Annotated in this window: 11 protein-coding genes; 7 read left to right on the top strand and 4 right to left on the bottom strand. The window is 46.2% G+C overall.

What is annotated here, in order from left to right; translation table 11 throughout:
- Positions 1–40 precede the first annotated feature (40 nt).
- On the bottom strand, positions 41–634 hold the full coding sequence (locus HGH91_RS19610) for a nuclear transport factor 2 family protein (protein ID WP_168740480.1): 594 nt from the start codon (positions 632–634) through the stop codon (positions 41–43).
- Between the two features lie 67 nt (positions 635–701).
- On the bottom strand, positions 702–1,739 hold the full coding sequence (gene dusB / locus HGH91_RS19605) for a tRNA dihydrouridine synthase DusB (RefSeq protein ID WP_168740479.1): 1,038 nt from the start codon (positions 1,737–1,739) through the stop codon (positions 702–704).
- A gap of 128 nt (positions 1,740–1,867) precedes the next feature.
- On the opposite strand from dusB, the gene HGH91_RS19600 reads away from it, so the two are divergent.
- From HGH91_RS19600 to HGH91_RS19580, 5 genes are all read left to right on the top strand, one after another.
- On the top strand, positions 1,868–3,247 hold the full coding sequence (locus HGH91_RS19600; protein WP_168740478.1) for a mercuric reductase: 1,380 nt from the start codon (positions 1,868–1,870) through the stop codon (positions 3,245–3,247).
- Between the two features lie 42 nt (positions 3,248–3,289).
- The gene (locus HGH91_RS19595; protein WP_168740477.1) at positions 3,290–4,231 is read left to right on the top strand and encodes an ABC transporter ATP-binding protein; all 942 of its coding nucleotides are present in this window, start codon (positions 3,290–3,292) and stop codon (positions 4,229–4,231) included.
- Positions 4,232–4,239: 8 nt separating this feature from the next.
- Positions 4,240–5,811 carry an ABC transporter permease/substrate-binding protein gene (locus HGH91_RS19590; protein WP_168740476.1) on the top strand — a complete coding sequence of 524 codons (1,572 nt, stop codon included), beginning with the start codon at positions 4,240–4,242 and terminating at the stop codon, positions 5,809–5,811.
- Positions 5,808–6,965, top strand: a complete 1,158-nt coding sequence (gene egtB / locus HGH91_RS19585; RefSeq protein WP_168740475.1) for an ergothioneine biosynthesis protein EgtB — start codon at positions 5,808–5,810, stop codon at positions 6,963–6,965. The genes HGH91_RS19590 and egtB overlap by 4 nt, the downstream gene beginning before the upstream one ends.
- An 87-nt stretch (positions 6,966–7,052) precedes the next feature.
- Positions 7,053–8,042 carry an L-histidine N(alpha)-methyltransferase gene (locus HGH91_RS19580; protein WP_168740474.1) on the top strand — a complete coding sequence of 330 codons (990 nt, stop codon included), beginning with the start codon at positions 7,053–7,055 and terminating at the stop codon, positions 8,040–8,042.
- Positions 8,043–8,046: 4 nt separating this feature from the next.
- On the opposite strand, the gene HGH91_RS19575 is transcribed toward HGH91_RS19580, so the two are convergent.
- The gene (locus tag HGH91_RS19575) at positions 8,047–8,517 is read right to left on the bottom strand and encodes a DinB family protein (RefSeq protein ID WP_168740473.1); all 471 of its coding nucleotides are present in this window, start codon (positions 8,515–8,517) and stop codon (positions 8,047–8,049) included.
- Positions 8,518–8,697: 180 nt separating this feature from the next.
- Here HGH91_RS19575 and HGH91_RS19570 point away from each other — a divergent pair, with 180 nt between their 5' ends.
- On the top strand, positions 8,698–11,382 hold the full coding sequence (locus tag HGH91_RS19570) for a TonB-dependent receptor domain-containing protein (RefSeq protein ID WP_168740472.1): 2,685 nt from the start codon (positions 8,698–8,700) through the stop codon (positions 11,380–11,382).
- A gap of 152 nt (positions 11,383–11,534) precedes the next feature.
- Here the strand turns inward: HGH91_RS19570 and HGH91_RS19565 are convergent, their stop codons facing one another.
- Positions 11,535–12,260, bottom strand: a complete 726-nt coding sequence (locus HGH91_RS19565) for a flagellar motor protein MotB (protein WP_247651785.1) — start codon at positions 12,258–12,260, stop codon at positions 11,535–11,537.
- A 415-nt stretch (positions 12,261–12,675) separates the two neighbouring features.
- On the opposite strand from HGH91_RS19565, the gene HGH91_RS19560 reads away from it, so the two are divergent.
- The gene (locus HGH91_RS19560; RefSeq protein ID WP_168740470.1) at positions 12,676–13,701 is read left to right on the top strand and encodes a LacI family DNA-binding transcriptional regulator; all 1,026 of its coding nucleotides are present in this window, start codon (positions 12,676–12,678) and stop codon (positions 13,699–13,701) included.
- Positions 13,702–13,870: the final 169 nt, after the last annotated feature.

The following is a 13,870-nucleotide window of genomic DNA, read 5'->3' as shown; positions in this document are numbered from 1 at the left end:
CAAGCCTTCACCATTCTCATTTTTCACCAGTATATGCAACTTATTTTAAAACAGGAGCATCTGCTCTCACATCCTGGTAAAATTGCTTTACCAGCCTGCTGTCCGGCAGCGAATTCAATACGGTAATATACCATTCGTCTCCTTTCTTCACCACCTTTCCTTTATAATACCCCACCGACATCAGCTGAATCTGTCCGTTGGTTAAATCGGTCCATAAACAGCTGGCATACATACTTACTTTTACGGTGTCGTTCATACCAGGCGTAAACTGCATATTGGTAATCATATGGCGCTGCTGGTAATGCGAATTACGTACGCTTAATAACAGGGAATCGATTTTGGCCGTCCAGTTCTGCTTACCTTTTAATTTCACCCCGTCTATTTCGCCCCGGATACTATCATCCATAAACGCTACACATTTGTTCAATTCTCCATTGTCGAAGTGTTCACAAAAACCATATACCACTTTTTCAATCTGGCGCTGGTCCCTGTAATGAAAATCGGTGCTGGCAGCAGATGCTGCAGAAATATTATTGGAGTCTGATAAAGGTTTTTCTTTTGGAGATGAATTACAGGAAAGAAAGCCTGCTACACTGCCAAACAAGGCAGCGGTGATTAGGGAGTTTTTGAACATCTGTTGAATTTTATGATATAACAAAACAAACGCATAATAAGTTTTATTATATCATAAAATTCCGCTGTTATAATGGACACTTTTGGTGATAATCAATCAGTTCAATAGGCGTATTTTCCAGTTCAATGCCCTTGTAATAAGCGGCTACCTCGTCCAGGGTGGCTTCTACTTCTTCAATCGTTTTGCCGGTTACCAAACGGGGACGAAACTGTTTAATATCCGGTAGCCCTTTCAGGTAGTTGGCATAACAGCCCCGCATTTCGTTAATCCCCTGTACGGGCCCTTTCCATTCTACCGACAGGCGCAAATGCTTCTTGCTAACAGCAATTCGCTCCTCCAGCGTAGGTCCTGCCAACAATTCGCCGGTTTTTACATAATGCTTGATTTCCCGGAACAACCAGGGATACCCGATCACGGCACGGCCAATCATGATACCATCTACGCCATAGCGGTTTTTATATTCCACCGCTTTCTGGGGACTGTTGATATCTCCATTACCAAAAATAGGAATATGTATACGCGGGTTGTTCTTTACTTTACCAATCAGCTCCCAGTCGGCCTGCCCCTTATACATCTGGCAGCGGGTACGCCCGTGTATTGCCAGGGCTTTTATCCCTACATCCTGCAGGCGTTCTGCCACTTCTTCTATATTCTTGGAATCCTCATCCCAGCCCAGTCTCGTTTTCACGGTTACCGGCAAGCGGGTTGCTTTCACACAGGCTTCGGTGAGCCGCACCATCAGGTCGAGATCCTTTAGCACGCCAGCTCCCGCACCACGGCCAGCCACTTTCTTCACCGGGCAGCCAAAATTAATATCCAGCAAATCGGGATTGGTAACATCTACGATTTTGGCAGCCATCGCCAGGCTATCTTCATCGCCTCCGAATATCTGGATGCCCACCGGTCGCTCATACTCAAAAATATCCAGCTTTTTCCGGCACTTAATGGCATCACGGATCAACCCCTCGCTGGAGATAAATTCCGTGTACATCAGGTCGGCCCCTGCATCCTTACAGATAGCCCTGAACGGAGGATCACTTACATCCTCCATAGGCGCCAGCAGCAACGGAAAATCAGGCAGCGTTATGTTATCAATCTTTACCAAAATCTGTTTTTTTCAGAGAAACCGCAAAGATAAACAAATATTGCCGAACCAATGGAACGCCAGCATTCGTAAATTTTAACTACATTCCATTGGTATAATCTTTGGCCCCGCTCTCAAAAGCTCACAGTATGCTGAAATTCGACGCTATTATCATCGGATCCGGTCAGGGTGGTAACCCGCTGGCAAGAAAACTGGCTAAGAAAGGATGGAAAACTGCCCTCGTCGAACAACGATACCCGGGCGGTACCTGCATCAACGACGGATGTACACCCACCAAAGCGATGATAGCTTCTGCAAAAGTGGCGAACACCGTGTTTCACAGCAAATTCTGGGGCATCCATTCGCATGGGCTCTCCGCCGACCTCCCCGCCATCATATCCAGGAAAAACAATATCGTGGAAGATTTCCGGGAAGGAACCCTGAAAGGCTTGCTCGAGGATCATGTTGAGGTGTTCCTGGGCACTGCTATATTCAACGGTCCGCATAGTATCCAGGTAACCGGCCACCAGGGCGAATCTGATGCCCTCACCGCAGAACATATCTTCATCAATACCGGCGCACGCCCATATATCCCCGATATCCCCGGCCTCAAAGAGGTGCCTTATCTCACCTCCACCACCCTGTTGGAAGAAGTAGTCATTCCTAAAGATCTCATCATCCTTGGCGGTAGTTACGTTGCCCTGGAAATGGGACAACTCTACCAGCGTTTAGGCAGCAACGTTACTGTTATTGAGTCGGCGCCGCAGCTGGTCGGTAAGGAAGATCCGGATGTAGCCGCAGTGATAAAGAAGATGCTGGAATCTGAAAATATGCAGATATATACCGGCACCCAGGCTACCCGCATCAGCAAATCAGGTAAGCTAATCAACGTAGAAATAGCGACAGGCACCACCCGGGAAATGCTAACGGGCACCCATATACTGATAGCTACCGGGCGCACGCCCAATACCGCCGATCTGCAACTGCAGCACACGCAGGTACTCCTGGACGAAAAAGGATATATACAGGTAAACGACCGCCTGGAAACCAGCGCACCAGGCATCTACGCCCTGGGCGATGTAAAGGGCGGACCTGCGTTTACCCATATTTCATACAATGATCACCTGGTTATCTATAAAAACCTGTTTGAAAACGCTAACTTATCCATACAAACCAGGCAGGTACCCTACTGCATGTTTACAGATCCACAATTGGGTCGTATAGGCATGACCGAAACAGAAGCGAAGAATAATAACATCCCGGTGAAGGTAGCGCACCTGCCAATGGAAAGAGTTGCCAGGGCCATTGAAACCGGGCAAACAAGAGGATTTATGAAAGCGCTGGTGCACCCGCAAACCGATAAAATACTGGGCGTAGCCATACTCGGACCCGAAGGCGGTGAAATCATGTCTATCCTGCAAATGGCCATGCTGGGAGGCATTACAGCTTCCCAGATACGCGACATGGTATTTGCACACCCGTTGTATGCAGAAGCGCTGAACAACCTGTTTATGTCCCTGGAAAAATAGGCGGCATATTGAGCAAATTTTTCCCCATCTTATTTATCGCCGATGATTAAACTGGATCATGTTTTCAAAAATTTTGGACCACAAAAAAATGCCGTCAACGATCTTTCATTGGAAGTAGCCGATGGAGAAACCCTCGTATTACTCGGCACCAGCGGATGCGGGAAAACAACCACCTTGCGCATGATTAACCGCCTGCTGGAACCAGATAGCGGACACATCTATGTAAATGGTAAAGAAATCAGGCAACTGGCCCCGGAAACACTCCGTCGCAGTATCGGTTACGTACTGCAAAATACCGGGCTGTTTCCCCACTACACTGTCAGTGAAAATATAGCCATTGTTCCTTCTTTACTGCAGTGGGATAAAGCTATCATTCAGCAACGGGTGATAACACTAATGGATAAACTCCGTCTCTCGCCTGCCGAATATGCCGACGCCTGGCCCCAACAGCTCAGCGGCGGACAACAACAACGCGTAGGGCTCGCCCGCGCCCTGGCAGCCGATCCACCGGTACTGCTGATGGACGAACCCTTCGGCGCCCTGGACCCCCTCACGCGTATCAGCGTACGAAAGGAATTCAAAGCACTCGATGAACTCAGCAACCGGACCATCATCCTGGTGACCCACGATGTGGAAGAAGCGTTTGAACTGGGCAGCCGCATTTGCCTGATGAACGAAGGAACCATCCAGCAACTGGGCACTCCTTTAGAACTCCTCCGCCGCCCGGCAAATGAATTTGTGGCCGCCTTTCTGGCTCCCCAACGCCTGCAGCTGGAATTAAAAGCATTAAAAATAAAGGATCTCTGGCCCTGGCTTCCACATCAGCACAGCCCAGGCCAGACAACAGCCCTCAGCGCCGATCAAACCTGCTGGGAAGCCATGGAAGCCGTCATCTCCCAACCCATATTGGTACAATATGCGCAGGAACAAAAAATATTGGATGGCAGCGGGCTAATACAAGCCATTGCCGCCTGGAAAAACTGATACCACGAATGGAAACAAAGGAAACACTATTCGATTTCTTACAACAACAGTCCGGCAAATTACTGGAACAAACCCTTACACACACCGGTTTAACCTTTATATCCGTGCTGCTGGCCGTAGCCATAGGAGTACCCGCCGGTATATTCATCTCCAGGAGAAAAAAAATATCGGGCCTGGTACTCGGCTTTGCAGGTGTAATGCAAACTATTCCCAGCATTGCATTACTGGGCTTTATGATCCCCCTGCTGGGCATTGGTCCCAAACCTGCTATAGTGGCGCTGTTCCTATATGCCCTGCTACCTATCATCCGTAATACCTACACTGGTATACAGGGAGTAGATGCCACCGTAATGGAAGCCGCTACCGGTATGGGAATGAGCCGAAGCCAACTATTATACAAAGTACAACTTCCCTTAGCCATGCCCGTTATACTGGCAGGCGTCCGTACAGCCACCGTCATCAACGTAGGCGTGGCTACGCTCGCGGCCTATATTGCCGCCGGCGGATTAGGTGAATTTATCTTTGGCGGCATTGCCCTCAACAATACCAATATGATGCTGGCCGGCGCCATCCCCGCAGCATTGCTGGCTATCCTGTTCGACTGGCTGCTGTCCCTGCTGCAACATATCAATATCCGCAAAACCAGGAAAATGGTATACCTGCTGCCATTAATTTTCGGGGTGTTATCTTCCTTCTACCTACTGCCCGACACGTACCGGGGTAAAATGCTGGCCGGATTTACACCGGAATTTATGGGAAGAAAAGATGGATACCTCGGCCTCCGGTCCGTTTATGGCCTGCATATGCGCACCCTGGTGATCAGCGATATGATTATGTACAAAGCAGCCTATGAGAAAAAACTGGATGTAATCAGCGGTAGCAGCACCGATGGCCGTGTAAAAGCATTTGACCTGGTGGTACTGGAAGATGATAAACATATTTTTCCACCCTACTATGCAGCCCCCATCCTGCGTAGCGCTACCCTCACCAAATATCCTGCACTGGCCCCTGCCCTGAACCGCCTCGCCGGCAGGATGAATGATAGTATCATGACGGAACTGAACTACCGGGTAGATTATCTCAAACAAAATCCGGAAACGGTAGCCAGGGATTTTCTACGGTCGCAGCACCTGCTGCAACCCACCGGTAGTGGCACGGAAGGTACCATCCGCATAGGTTCCAAAATTTTTGGCGATGGCTATATCCTGGCCAGCATCTATAAAATGCTCATTGAAGGTTATACCAATTATGCAGCCGTTACCAAAACAGGATTGGGCGGCACCAAAATTGTTTTCGATGCACTGACCAATGACCAGATAGATCTCTACCCGGAATATACCGGTACCGGACTCCTGGTATTGTTAAAAACGCCACAACATATTACCGATAGCATTATTGGCGACAAACAGAAAGTATATGACTATGTGAGCCAGGCCTTCAAAAAAGAATTTGACATCGTTTGGCTGACGCCAATAGGTTTTAATAATACATATGCCTTAATGATGCGCAAAGCAGACGCAGAAAAATGGCATATCAACAATATTTCAGCATTGACAGACTTTGTAAACAAACGGCAATGACACCACTACAAACACAATACGAAACCGTGCGCCGCAGAACAGAGAGCATCTGTACTCCACTAAAAACCGAAGACTATGTAGTACAGCCCGTAGTGGATGTAAGTCCCCCGAAATGGCACCTGGGCCATACTACCTGGTTCTTTGAAACCTTTATTCTGGTTCCTAACGACGAGGCCTATACGGTATTTGATCCGCAGTACAACTATGTATTCAACAGCTATTATGAATCTGTAGGTGCGCGCGTTATCCGCACCAACCGGGGAAACCTGAGCCGCCCGGCCGTAGAAGATATTATGCGGTATCGCCGGTATGTAGATGAAGCCATGGGCGCGTTCCTGGAAAAGCATTCCCTCACCCCGGAGCTACAGGCACTGTTTATCTTAGGGCTCAACCATGAAGAACAGCACCAGGAGCTGCTTTATACCGACATTAAATATATACTGGGGCATAATCCACTATTTCCTCCTTACGACATCACCCGTAAAGATATATTACCGGTGAACAATCGCGGCGATTCATGGTTAACTATGAAGGCTGATATTTACGAAATTGGATTTTCAGGTGATGGCTTTTGTTTTGATAATGAGCTGGGGAGACATAAAGTGTATCTGGGCGATTACAGCATCAGTCATCAGCTCGTGACCAACGCAGAATATCTTGCCTTCATCGATGCCGGTGGATACCGGGATTTCCGCTACTGGCATGCTGAAGGTTGGGATTGGGTAAAAAATAACCAGGTCACTACCCCCCTATATTGGTATCAAATAGAAGGACGGTGGATGCATTATAACTGGCAGGGGCTACAACCATTGATGCCGGAAGCGCCGGTAACGCATATCAGTTTTTACGAGGCCGCCGCATTTGCTGCCTGGAAGGGTTGTCGCTTACCCACAGAATTTGAATGGGAAGCAGCGGCGCCGCATCTTTCTTTCGGCCTTCGCTGGGAATGGTGTAACAGCGCCTATCTGCCCTACCCCGGCTTTGTACAGGCGCCCGGCGCTATCGGGGAGTATAATGGGAAGTTTATGGTAAACCAGATGGTGTTGCGCGGTAGTTCCGAGGTTACTTCTCCCAACCACAGCCGTATTACCTATCGTAATTTTTTTCATCCCCCGTTGAGATGGCAATTTACGGGAATAAGATTGGCAAGGTGATTGAGCAACCGTTATGAGATAAATCCGCTTGCCGGCATCGTCTGTAACAGACCCGGCATCCCGGCTTCCGAACATTAAAAAGTGCGTATGACTGTAATTCCGACAATGCTGGCTCCCGGCAAGCGCAAGCCTGCAACCGATGTATTTTACCACGATGTAATACAGGGCCTTACCGCACCGCAGAAATACCTGGATCCCAAATATTTCTACGATGCCACCGGCGATGCTCTCTTTCAACAAATCATGCAATGCCATGAATATTATCTTACCGGATGCGAAATGGAGATTCTCCGCCAGCAATCGGCACAGATTGCGCAGGCCCTGCAATACTATGCCGGCACCTTCGACCTCGTGGAACTGGGCGCCGGCGATGCTACCAAGTCGGTACATTTGCTACAACAGCTGATCAATAACGGCATCGACTATACGTATTTACCGATAGACATCTCTGCCAATGTCATCAGCCAGCTGGAAAAATCACTCCCGGCCATGATTCCCGGCCTGCGCCTGCATGGGTTAAACGGCGAATATTTTCATATGCTGCAACAGGCCAATCTCCATACCAGCCGGAAAAAAGTGCTGCTGTTCATGGGCGCCAACATTGGAAACTATAGCCTGCATGCTGCCAGGACTTTCTGCCAGCAACTGAGGGGCTACCTGCAACCTGGTGATCTGCTGCTGACGGGGTTCGATCTGAAAAAACACCCAAAGATTATCCTGAACGCGTACAATGATGCAGCCGGCATTACCCGTGCATTCAATTTTAACCTGTTGCACCGTATCAACCGGGAACTACAGGCAGATTTTGACACCAGCAAATTTGAACATTATCCTACTTACGATCCAGCTACCGGCGCATGCAAAAGTTACCTTATCAGCCTGGAAGACCAGGTGGTACACATAGGGGAAGAAGTGAGCATCCCATTTGCAGAAAATGAATCGCTTTACATGGAGATATCCCAGAAATACAGCCTGGAAGAAACGGACCAACTGGCCGCACAAGCTGGTTTCAAACCAGTAGCCCGCTTTTTTGATCACCGGCACTGGTATACCGACTGTTTATGGAAATGTGTCTGAGCGTTTATCCCCAGGCGCCTAATAACCGCCGCAGGGCCACTATTTCCCCTACGTGATAACTGTTATGATCTATCAGTAAAACAGCCTCCCTGAAGAGATGCTGCCCTGTACCATGCGGAAAAGGGGCAAACAGATCTTTTGAAGTCTCCAGCAGGCCTACAAAAGCATGCAGATCTTTATCCACCTGCTCAATACTATGCTTCCAGGCCGCTTCATTGTCTGGTGCAGCTGCCGCCGGCCAATAATCTTTTGGCCAGTCGAGCTCCTTGTAGTCAGGATTACGTGAAAAATCAAGAATATCATACTGGGCAATCCGGATATGCTCTACCAGCTGCCAGATGCTATAGGGCATGTGGTTGGGTACTACCCCACTCAGCGCAGCGGGCAAATCCCTGACCGCATCTTTGAAAGTCACATGTGCATTGGCTTTCAACAACATTTCCTTTAAAGACTTTACTAAAGTTGGTGTTGTCATAAAATAGTACTGGGTTTTCGCTATAACATCCTCACCCACCCGAAAGTTGTAAATGATTCGTTAATCCGATCATTATTATTCTTTTTTCACGTTTTTGCGAATATTCATATTTGATTAACTAACTGTCGACGCCCCCGCGGTATCATTGCAGTAATTCTTGTTTTTAACCAAATCACACCAATGGTCAAATTCACGGTTACTATCATTACATGGTTGACAGTTATTCACTTCACAGTTTTTGCCCAACGGGAAATAAAAGGTCACGTATACGATAAAGATGACAGGAAACCGTTGCAGGAAGCCAACGTATTCCTTTTTACAGCAGAAAAATCTATCCTGAAAGGACAGGCAGTGACGGATCAGCATGGCGACTTTGTCATTAAAAATATACCCCCTGGCAACTATGTGCTGACTATCAGCTTTATGGGCTACCGGGCGGCCACGCTCCCCGTAGAATTTACAGAAAGAGCAAGACTATGGCAAATACCGCTTCCCCAAACCGGGCTGCAAAAAAATGCCATCACCCTGAATAGTATCAGCATCAAAATAAACAAGCCACTTTTTATCATCCGGAAAGATACCATCGAATTCTCCGCCAAAGATTTTCCTACAGCGGAAAACGCGTCGATGAAAAACCTGCTGCAAAAAATTCCCGGCTTAACAATAGACCAGGACGGGAATTTCTATTATCTGGGCCGTCGCATCCGTGAACTCTATATCAATGGGCGCCCGGTTTTCTCACAAGGTCCTAACTCCTCCGGCGATCCGCAAAAAATATCAAAAATGCTGCTGGCCAACCTGGTAGATAAAATACAGATTGCCGACAAAAAAGGCATAGACGGCATGATTGAAGGCGGGAAAAATGAAAAGGTCATTAACATTACCGTGAAACAGGACATGAAGAAGAAAATTAATGGAGTAGCCGGCGCCGGCTACGGTACCGACAAACGCTACAACCTGGCCGCCAATGCCAATTTATTCAGGGATGATAAACAAATCATCACCACCGGTTATATCAACAATACGAATGCCCAACAGGGACCTTACGCCAATGATGATGGCATGGCAGTAGAAAACTTTGGCCGGGGGATTTCCAGGAAAAAGATGCTGAATGGAAACACATCCATCGACCTCTCGCCAAAAATTAAACTGAATGCCAACCTGATGCTTTATTATGATCGCGCCAGCAATGACCAGCAGCTGCACCGGGATAATATACTGCCAGACAGCAGCTTCAGCTACAATAGCCATTCGCAAACAAACCATTCTGCCTCTCATAACGTACTATTTGCCAACCTCACGATACAGCCAAACGACAGGAACACCATTGGGCTAGACATTTCAGGAACTATCTCCGGCAGCAACATCAATTCTCAAAACAAATATATTTCTGTCGGGGGGAAAAATAATGATACCGTCAACAGCGGCAATACCAATAATACAGCTGACAATAAAAGAAACGCATTTGCATTCAACGGCGCATATACCAATATATCACATAATAAGAAAGGCACCTTTAACTTTCTTATTAGCATTAACCAGGACAATACACGCAGTGATCAGCATAACAATACCCTTAATTTCGATGTAGGCACACATTCGTCAGATACCATTAACCAGGAAATAAATACAACCACTAAAACCCGCAACGTCAATACCTCAGTCACCTATCAATACCTGGTCATCCAGGAACTGGCCCTGACATTCGGGTATAAATTCAATGGACAACATACAGACAACGATCAGGAGGCTTTTGATTTTGATCCAGTAAAAAAAGGATTCTATAGCAGCAACAAAGACCTGACCTATGATTTCCAAAATGACTTCAATACCCATACCTTTACCACAGGTATATTCCGTTCGGGGAAAAAACTGGATGTATCATTCAACGTCTCTTATGCCAGCACCAGCTCCAATAGCAACAACTTTACGCTGGCAAAACAATACCGTCAAAAAGCCAACTACTTCTCGCCTAATTTATTTATAAATTATAAAATAGATAACTACAAAACGCTTAGTGCTAATTTCTCCCGGGATACCCGTCCACCCCGCATTTCATTCTTACCTGTTATATCTACTGCCAATCCATTATATATACAATTAGGTAACCCCGATCTCAAGCCTACAATTTCCAACAACGCCGGCATAGATTACCGTTCCTTCAGTGTCAGCGGACTTTCCTTCAGCGCTAACCTGAATCTTGAGCTACCACAAAATGCTGTTACGCAAAGTACCTTCTCTGATTCATCCGGAAAACAAATCACCCAGATGATTAATACAAACGGAAACTATATAGTACGTCAAAGTATATCCCTTAGCAAACGCTTTGCTAAGTCTGGATTGTCTCTGAACTATTATACCGGGTATGATCTCAATCACGTAAATACATTCGTTAATAAAGTACAAAACACCACTTCTCAATTCCACTACCAGCAACGGCTAAACGTCTCCTGGATGTATAAGAAATTCCTGGAAGTAGAAGGCATGACCAATATAGAATATACCAACAATACCTACTCCATCCAGGACAATGCTCATTATGACTTCCTTAATTATTTAGTCAACTTAAATACCAACACCTACCTCCCTTTGGATATAAATATTGGCCTTGGTACACTATATGTTAACAACACCAGCCAGCACCAACAATTTGTAGTAATGAATGCCTGGACATCGAAAACTTTCCTTCGGAAAAAAAGTTTACAGGCAAAACTATATGTATATGATTTGTTTCGAAAAAACCAATCATTATTCACCACGCAAACCTTTACCTATATAGAACAGCAAACTAACTCCGTTCTGGCCCAATACTTCCTGGTCAGCCTCTCCTGGTTCTTCGGGAAAAGCAACCCTACCGCTAAATAGGCCTTACCTGCTACTTCAATCACCAAAGGGCATAAAGTAAAAAAGCTATTGAGGTGAATGACCTTAGCGATTTTTAATAGTCGCTTTGATCATTCACCTCAATAGCTTTTTTGCTTTAGGCTTTTTTGCTTTAGGCTTTATGCTTTAAGCTCTTAATTGGCTGGCTTTTCCAACAGCTTGAAGAATTGATCCAGCTGTGGCAATATCACGATCCTGGTTCTGCGGTTAGCCGCCTTACCTTCCGGCGTATCGTTGGAAGTAACCGGTACATATTCACTTCTACCCGCAGCTGTCATACGCGCAGGCGGAATACCGTACTGGTTCTGCAGGATACGCACCACGGAAGTAGCTCTTTTTACACTCAGATCCCAGTTGTCCAGCAATACATTAGGACGGTAAGGAACATTGTCGGTATGTCCTTCTACCATGAATTCAATATCCGGTTGTGCAATCAATACTTTGGCCACTTTTCCTAACACTTCCTTCGCCCTTTCGTTGATATCATAGCTACCACTCTTAAACAGGAGCTTATCGGAAATATCAATGTACACAACACCTTTATCTACCTTGATATTGATGTCTTTATCATCCAGGTTACCGATGGCGCCCTTCAGGTTCATCACCAGTTGCATGTTCAGGGAATCTTTACGGGCAATTGCAGATTGCAGGTCCTTGATATAGGCATCTTTAGCCCCGATATTATCCAGCGACTTCTTAATACTTTCCGCCTGTGAGCTGGAAATAACCGATAATTCCTTCAGGTGATCCAGCATCTGCGTGTTATTGGCTTTCAACTGCTGCTGCTGTTCTGTTAAGTTAGTGACCTTCTCCTTATAGGAAGCGGCAGCACGCGCAGCATCCTCTTCGCAATTTCTCAACTTACCGTATGTTGCCCTATACAGGCTATCTAGCTGAGCATTTCTTGCCTGGGATTCCCGCAATTTGCGCGGGGCAGAACAAGAAGCGAAAATGGTTACTAAAGCTACCGGCAAGGCTAGGTGTGCTATTTTCATAAAAATGACAAATTTTGTTAATCTAATAATAGGCTATATATGATCTTTTAGGGATACAATGGAAGGCACCCGTTCACAGCAAATAGCAGGCCGAAGCAGCTCATCAATAGTTAGAAAATTGTTAGAATACCTAAAACAGGGGCTGTTCTTCCTTCAAAAAAGTAGCTTCATCTTATCTAATGACCTTTATTCATAAAAAAAAGTTAATGTTTTGTAATATCTAAGTAACTTGTCCGCCAGAGTATATGCTGTATCTATTTTCTATTAATTGCTGAAATGTATGAGAAAGGTGGTTTCTTCGGGTCAACCAACAATAAAGGAAATTGCAAAAAGGCTGAACATCTCTGTATCTACGGTATCAAGAGCATTACATGATCATCATAGTATTGGTTTAAGAACCAAAGCCCGGGTGAAAGAGCTGGCGGCTGAACTGAACTATGAGCGCAACCAGACAGCTATTTATTTCCAGCAGGGTAAAACATTTACCATTGGTATCCTGCTGCCCGAATTATCGGAAGCTTTCTTCGCCAGTGCCATCAGCGGTATTGAAGATATGGCTTATAGCAACAACTATACGGTGTTACTCGGGCAATCACACGATGATGAAGCCCGGGAAAAACAGATCATCCAGAGTATGAAACAACACCGGGTAGACGGCTGTATTGTGTCTATCGGTAAAAATACCAGCAATTACGAACATTTTGAGATGCTGCAACAGGCGCGCATTCCGGTAGTATTCTTCGATCGCATTCCCGATCTTCCCAATATGCACGCCGTTTCCTGTAACCTGGAATCCGGCACCGTACAAGCAGTAGATTTCCTGCTAAAGCAAGGCCACCGCGTTATTGGCATGATCAATGGTCCCGAAACCATGGTGGCCAGCAAAGAGCGGGCAACCGGCTATATCAGGGCACTGCAGAAACACCGGTTGAAATACGATCCTAAGCTGATCGTAAATGCCGACCTTACCGCTGCCGGTACCGCCGAAGCCATGGAATACCTCCTGTCGCTTAAAAGAAAAGTAACAGCAGTGGTCACCTTCAATGACTATGTAGCCATGGATGCGGTCCAATATGCCCTCAAACAAAAATTAGAAATAAATAAGGATATAACTTTTGTATCTTACGCCAATACACCGGTAAGCGGGTATACGGCATTCCCCCCTGCGGCTTCTGTGGAACAATTCCCGTATGAACAAGGGCAGGCAGCCACTAATATGCTATTATCACTGCTGAGTGGAGAACATGCATTGAATGATTATCAACGCACTATTATGGAATCACAACTGGTGATCCATAACCGTTGAGGAGTTATTTGATCGATAACCTTGCCACAGCTGCTCACCGTGGCAGGTTATACGACTTCATTGTTCGCTGTCTATAATTGCTGCTTTTCAGGCTTAATCTACTTGCTGATTAATTGCTAATTGCTACAACGATTCTACGTGATTTTTTTAACATTCTGTATACGCAAAC

Origin of the sequence: Chitinophaga eiseniae (assembly GCF_012641265.1) — a bacterium.
GTDB lineage: Bacteria > Bacteroidota > Bacteroidia > Chitinophagales > Chitinophagaceae > Chitinophaga > Chitinophaga eiseniae_A.
Note: the sequence above shows the minus strand (reverse complement) of the source record. Positions and strands in the feature narration are given on the sequence as shown.

Bases quoted from the DNA above. Each gene is read 5' to 3' on its own strand.
- HGH91_RS19610 (WP_168740480.1), bottom strand. From the start codon at position 634: ATGTTCAAAAACTCCCTAATCACCGCTGCCTTGTTTGGCAGTGTAGCA.
- HGH91_RS19600 (WP_168740478.1), top strand. From the start codon at position 1,868: ATGCTGAAATTCGACGCTATTATCATCGGATCCGGTCAGGGTGGTAAC.
- HGH91_RS19595 (WP_168740477.1), top strand. From the start codon at position 3,290: ATGATTAAACTGGATCATGTTTTCAAAAATTTTGGACCACAAAAAAAT.
- HGH91_RS19590 (WP_168740476.1), top strand. From the start codon at position 4,240: ATGGAAACAAAGGAAACACTATTCGATTTCTTACAACAACAGTCCGGC.
- egtB (WP_168740475.1), top strand. From the start codon at position 5,808: ATGACACCACTACAAACACAATACGAAACCGTGCGCCGCAGAACAGAG.
- HGH91_RS19580 (WP_168740474.1), top strand. From the start codon at position 7,053: ATGACTGTAATTCCGACAATGCTGGCTCCCGGCAAGCGCAAGCCTGCA.
- HGH91_RS19575 (WP_168740473.1), bottom strand. From the start codon at position 8,517: ATGACAACACCAACTTTAGTAAAGTCTTTAAAGGAAATGTTGTTGAAA.
- HGH91_RS19570 (WP_168740472.1), top strand. From the start codon at position 8,698: ATGGTCAAATTCACGGTTACTATCATTACATGGTTGACAGTTATTCAC.
- HGH91_RS19560 (WP_168740470.1), top strand. From the start codon at position 12,676: ATGAGAAAGGTGGTTTCTTCGGGTCAACCAACAATAAAGGAAATTGCA.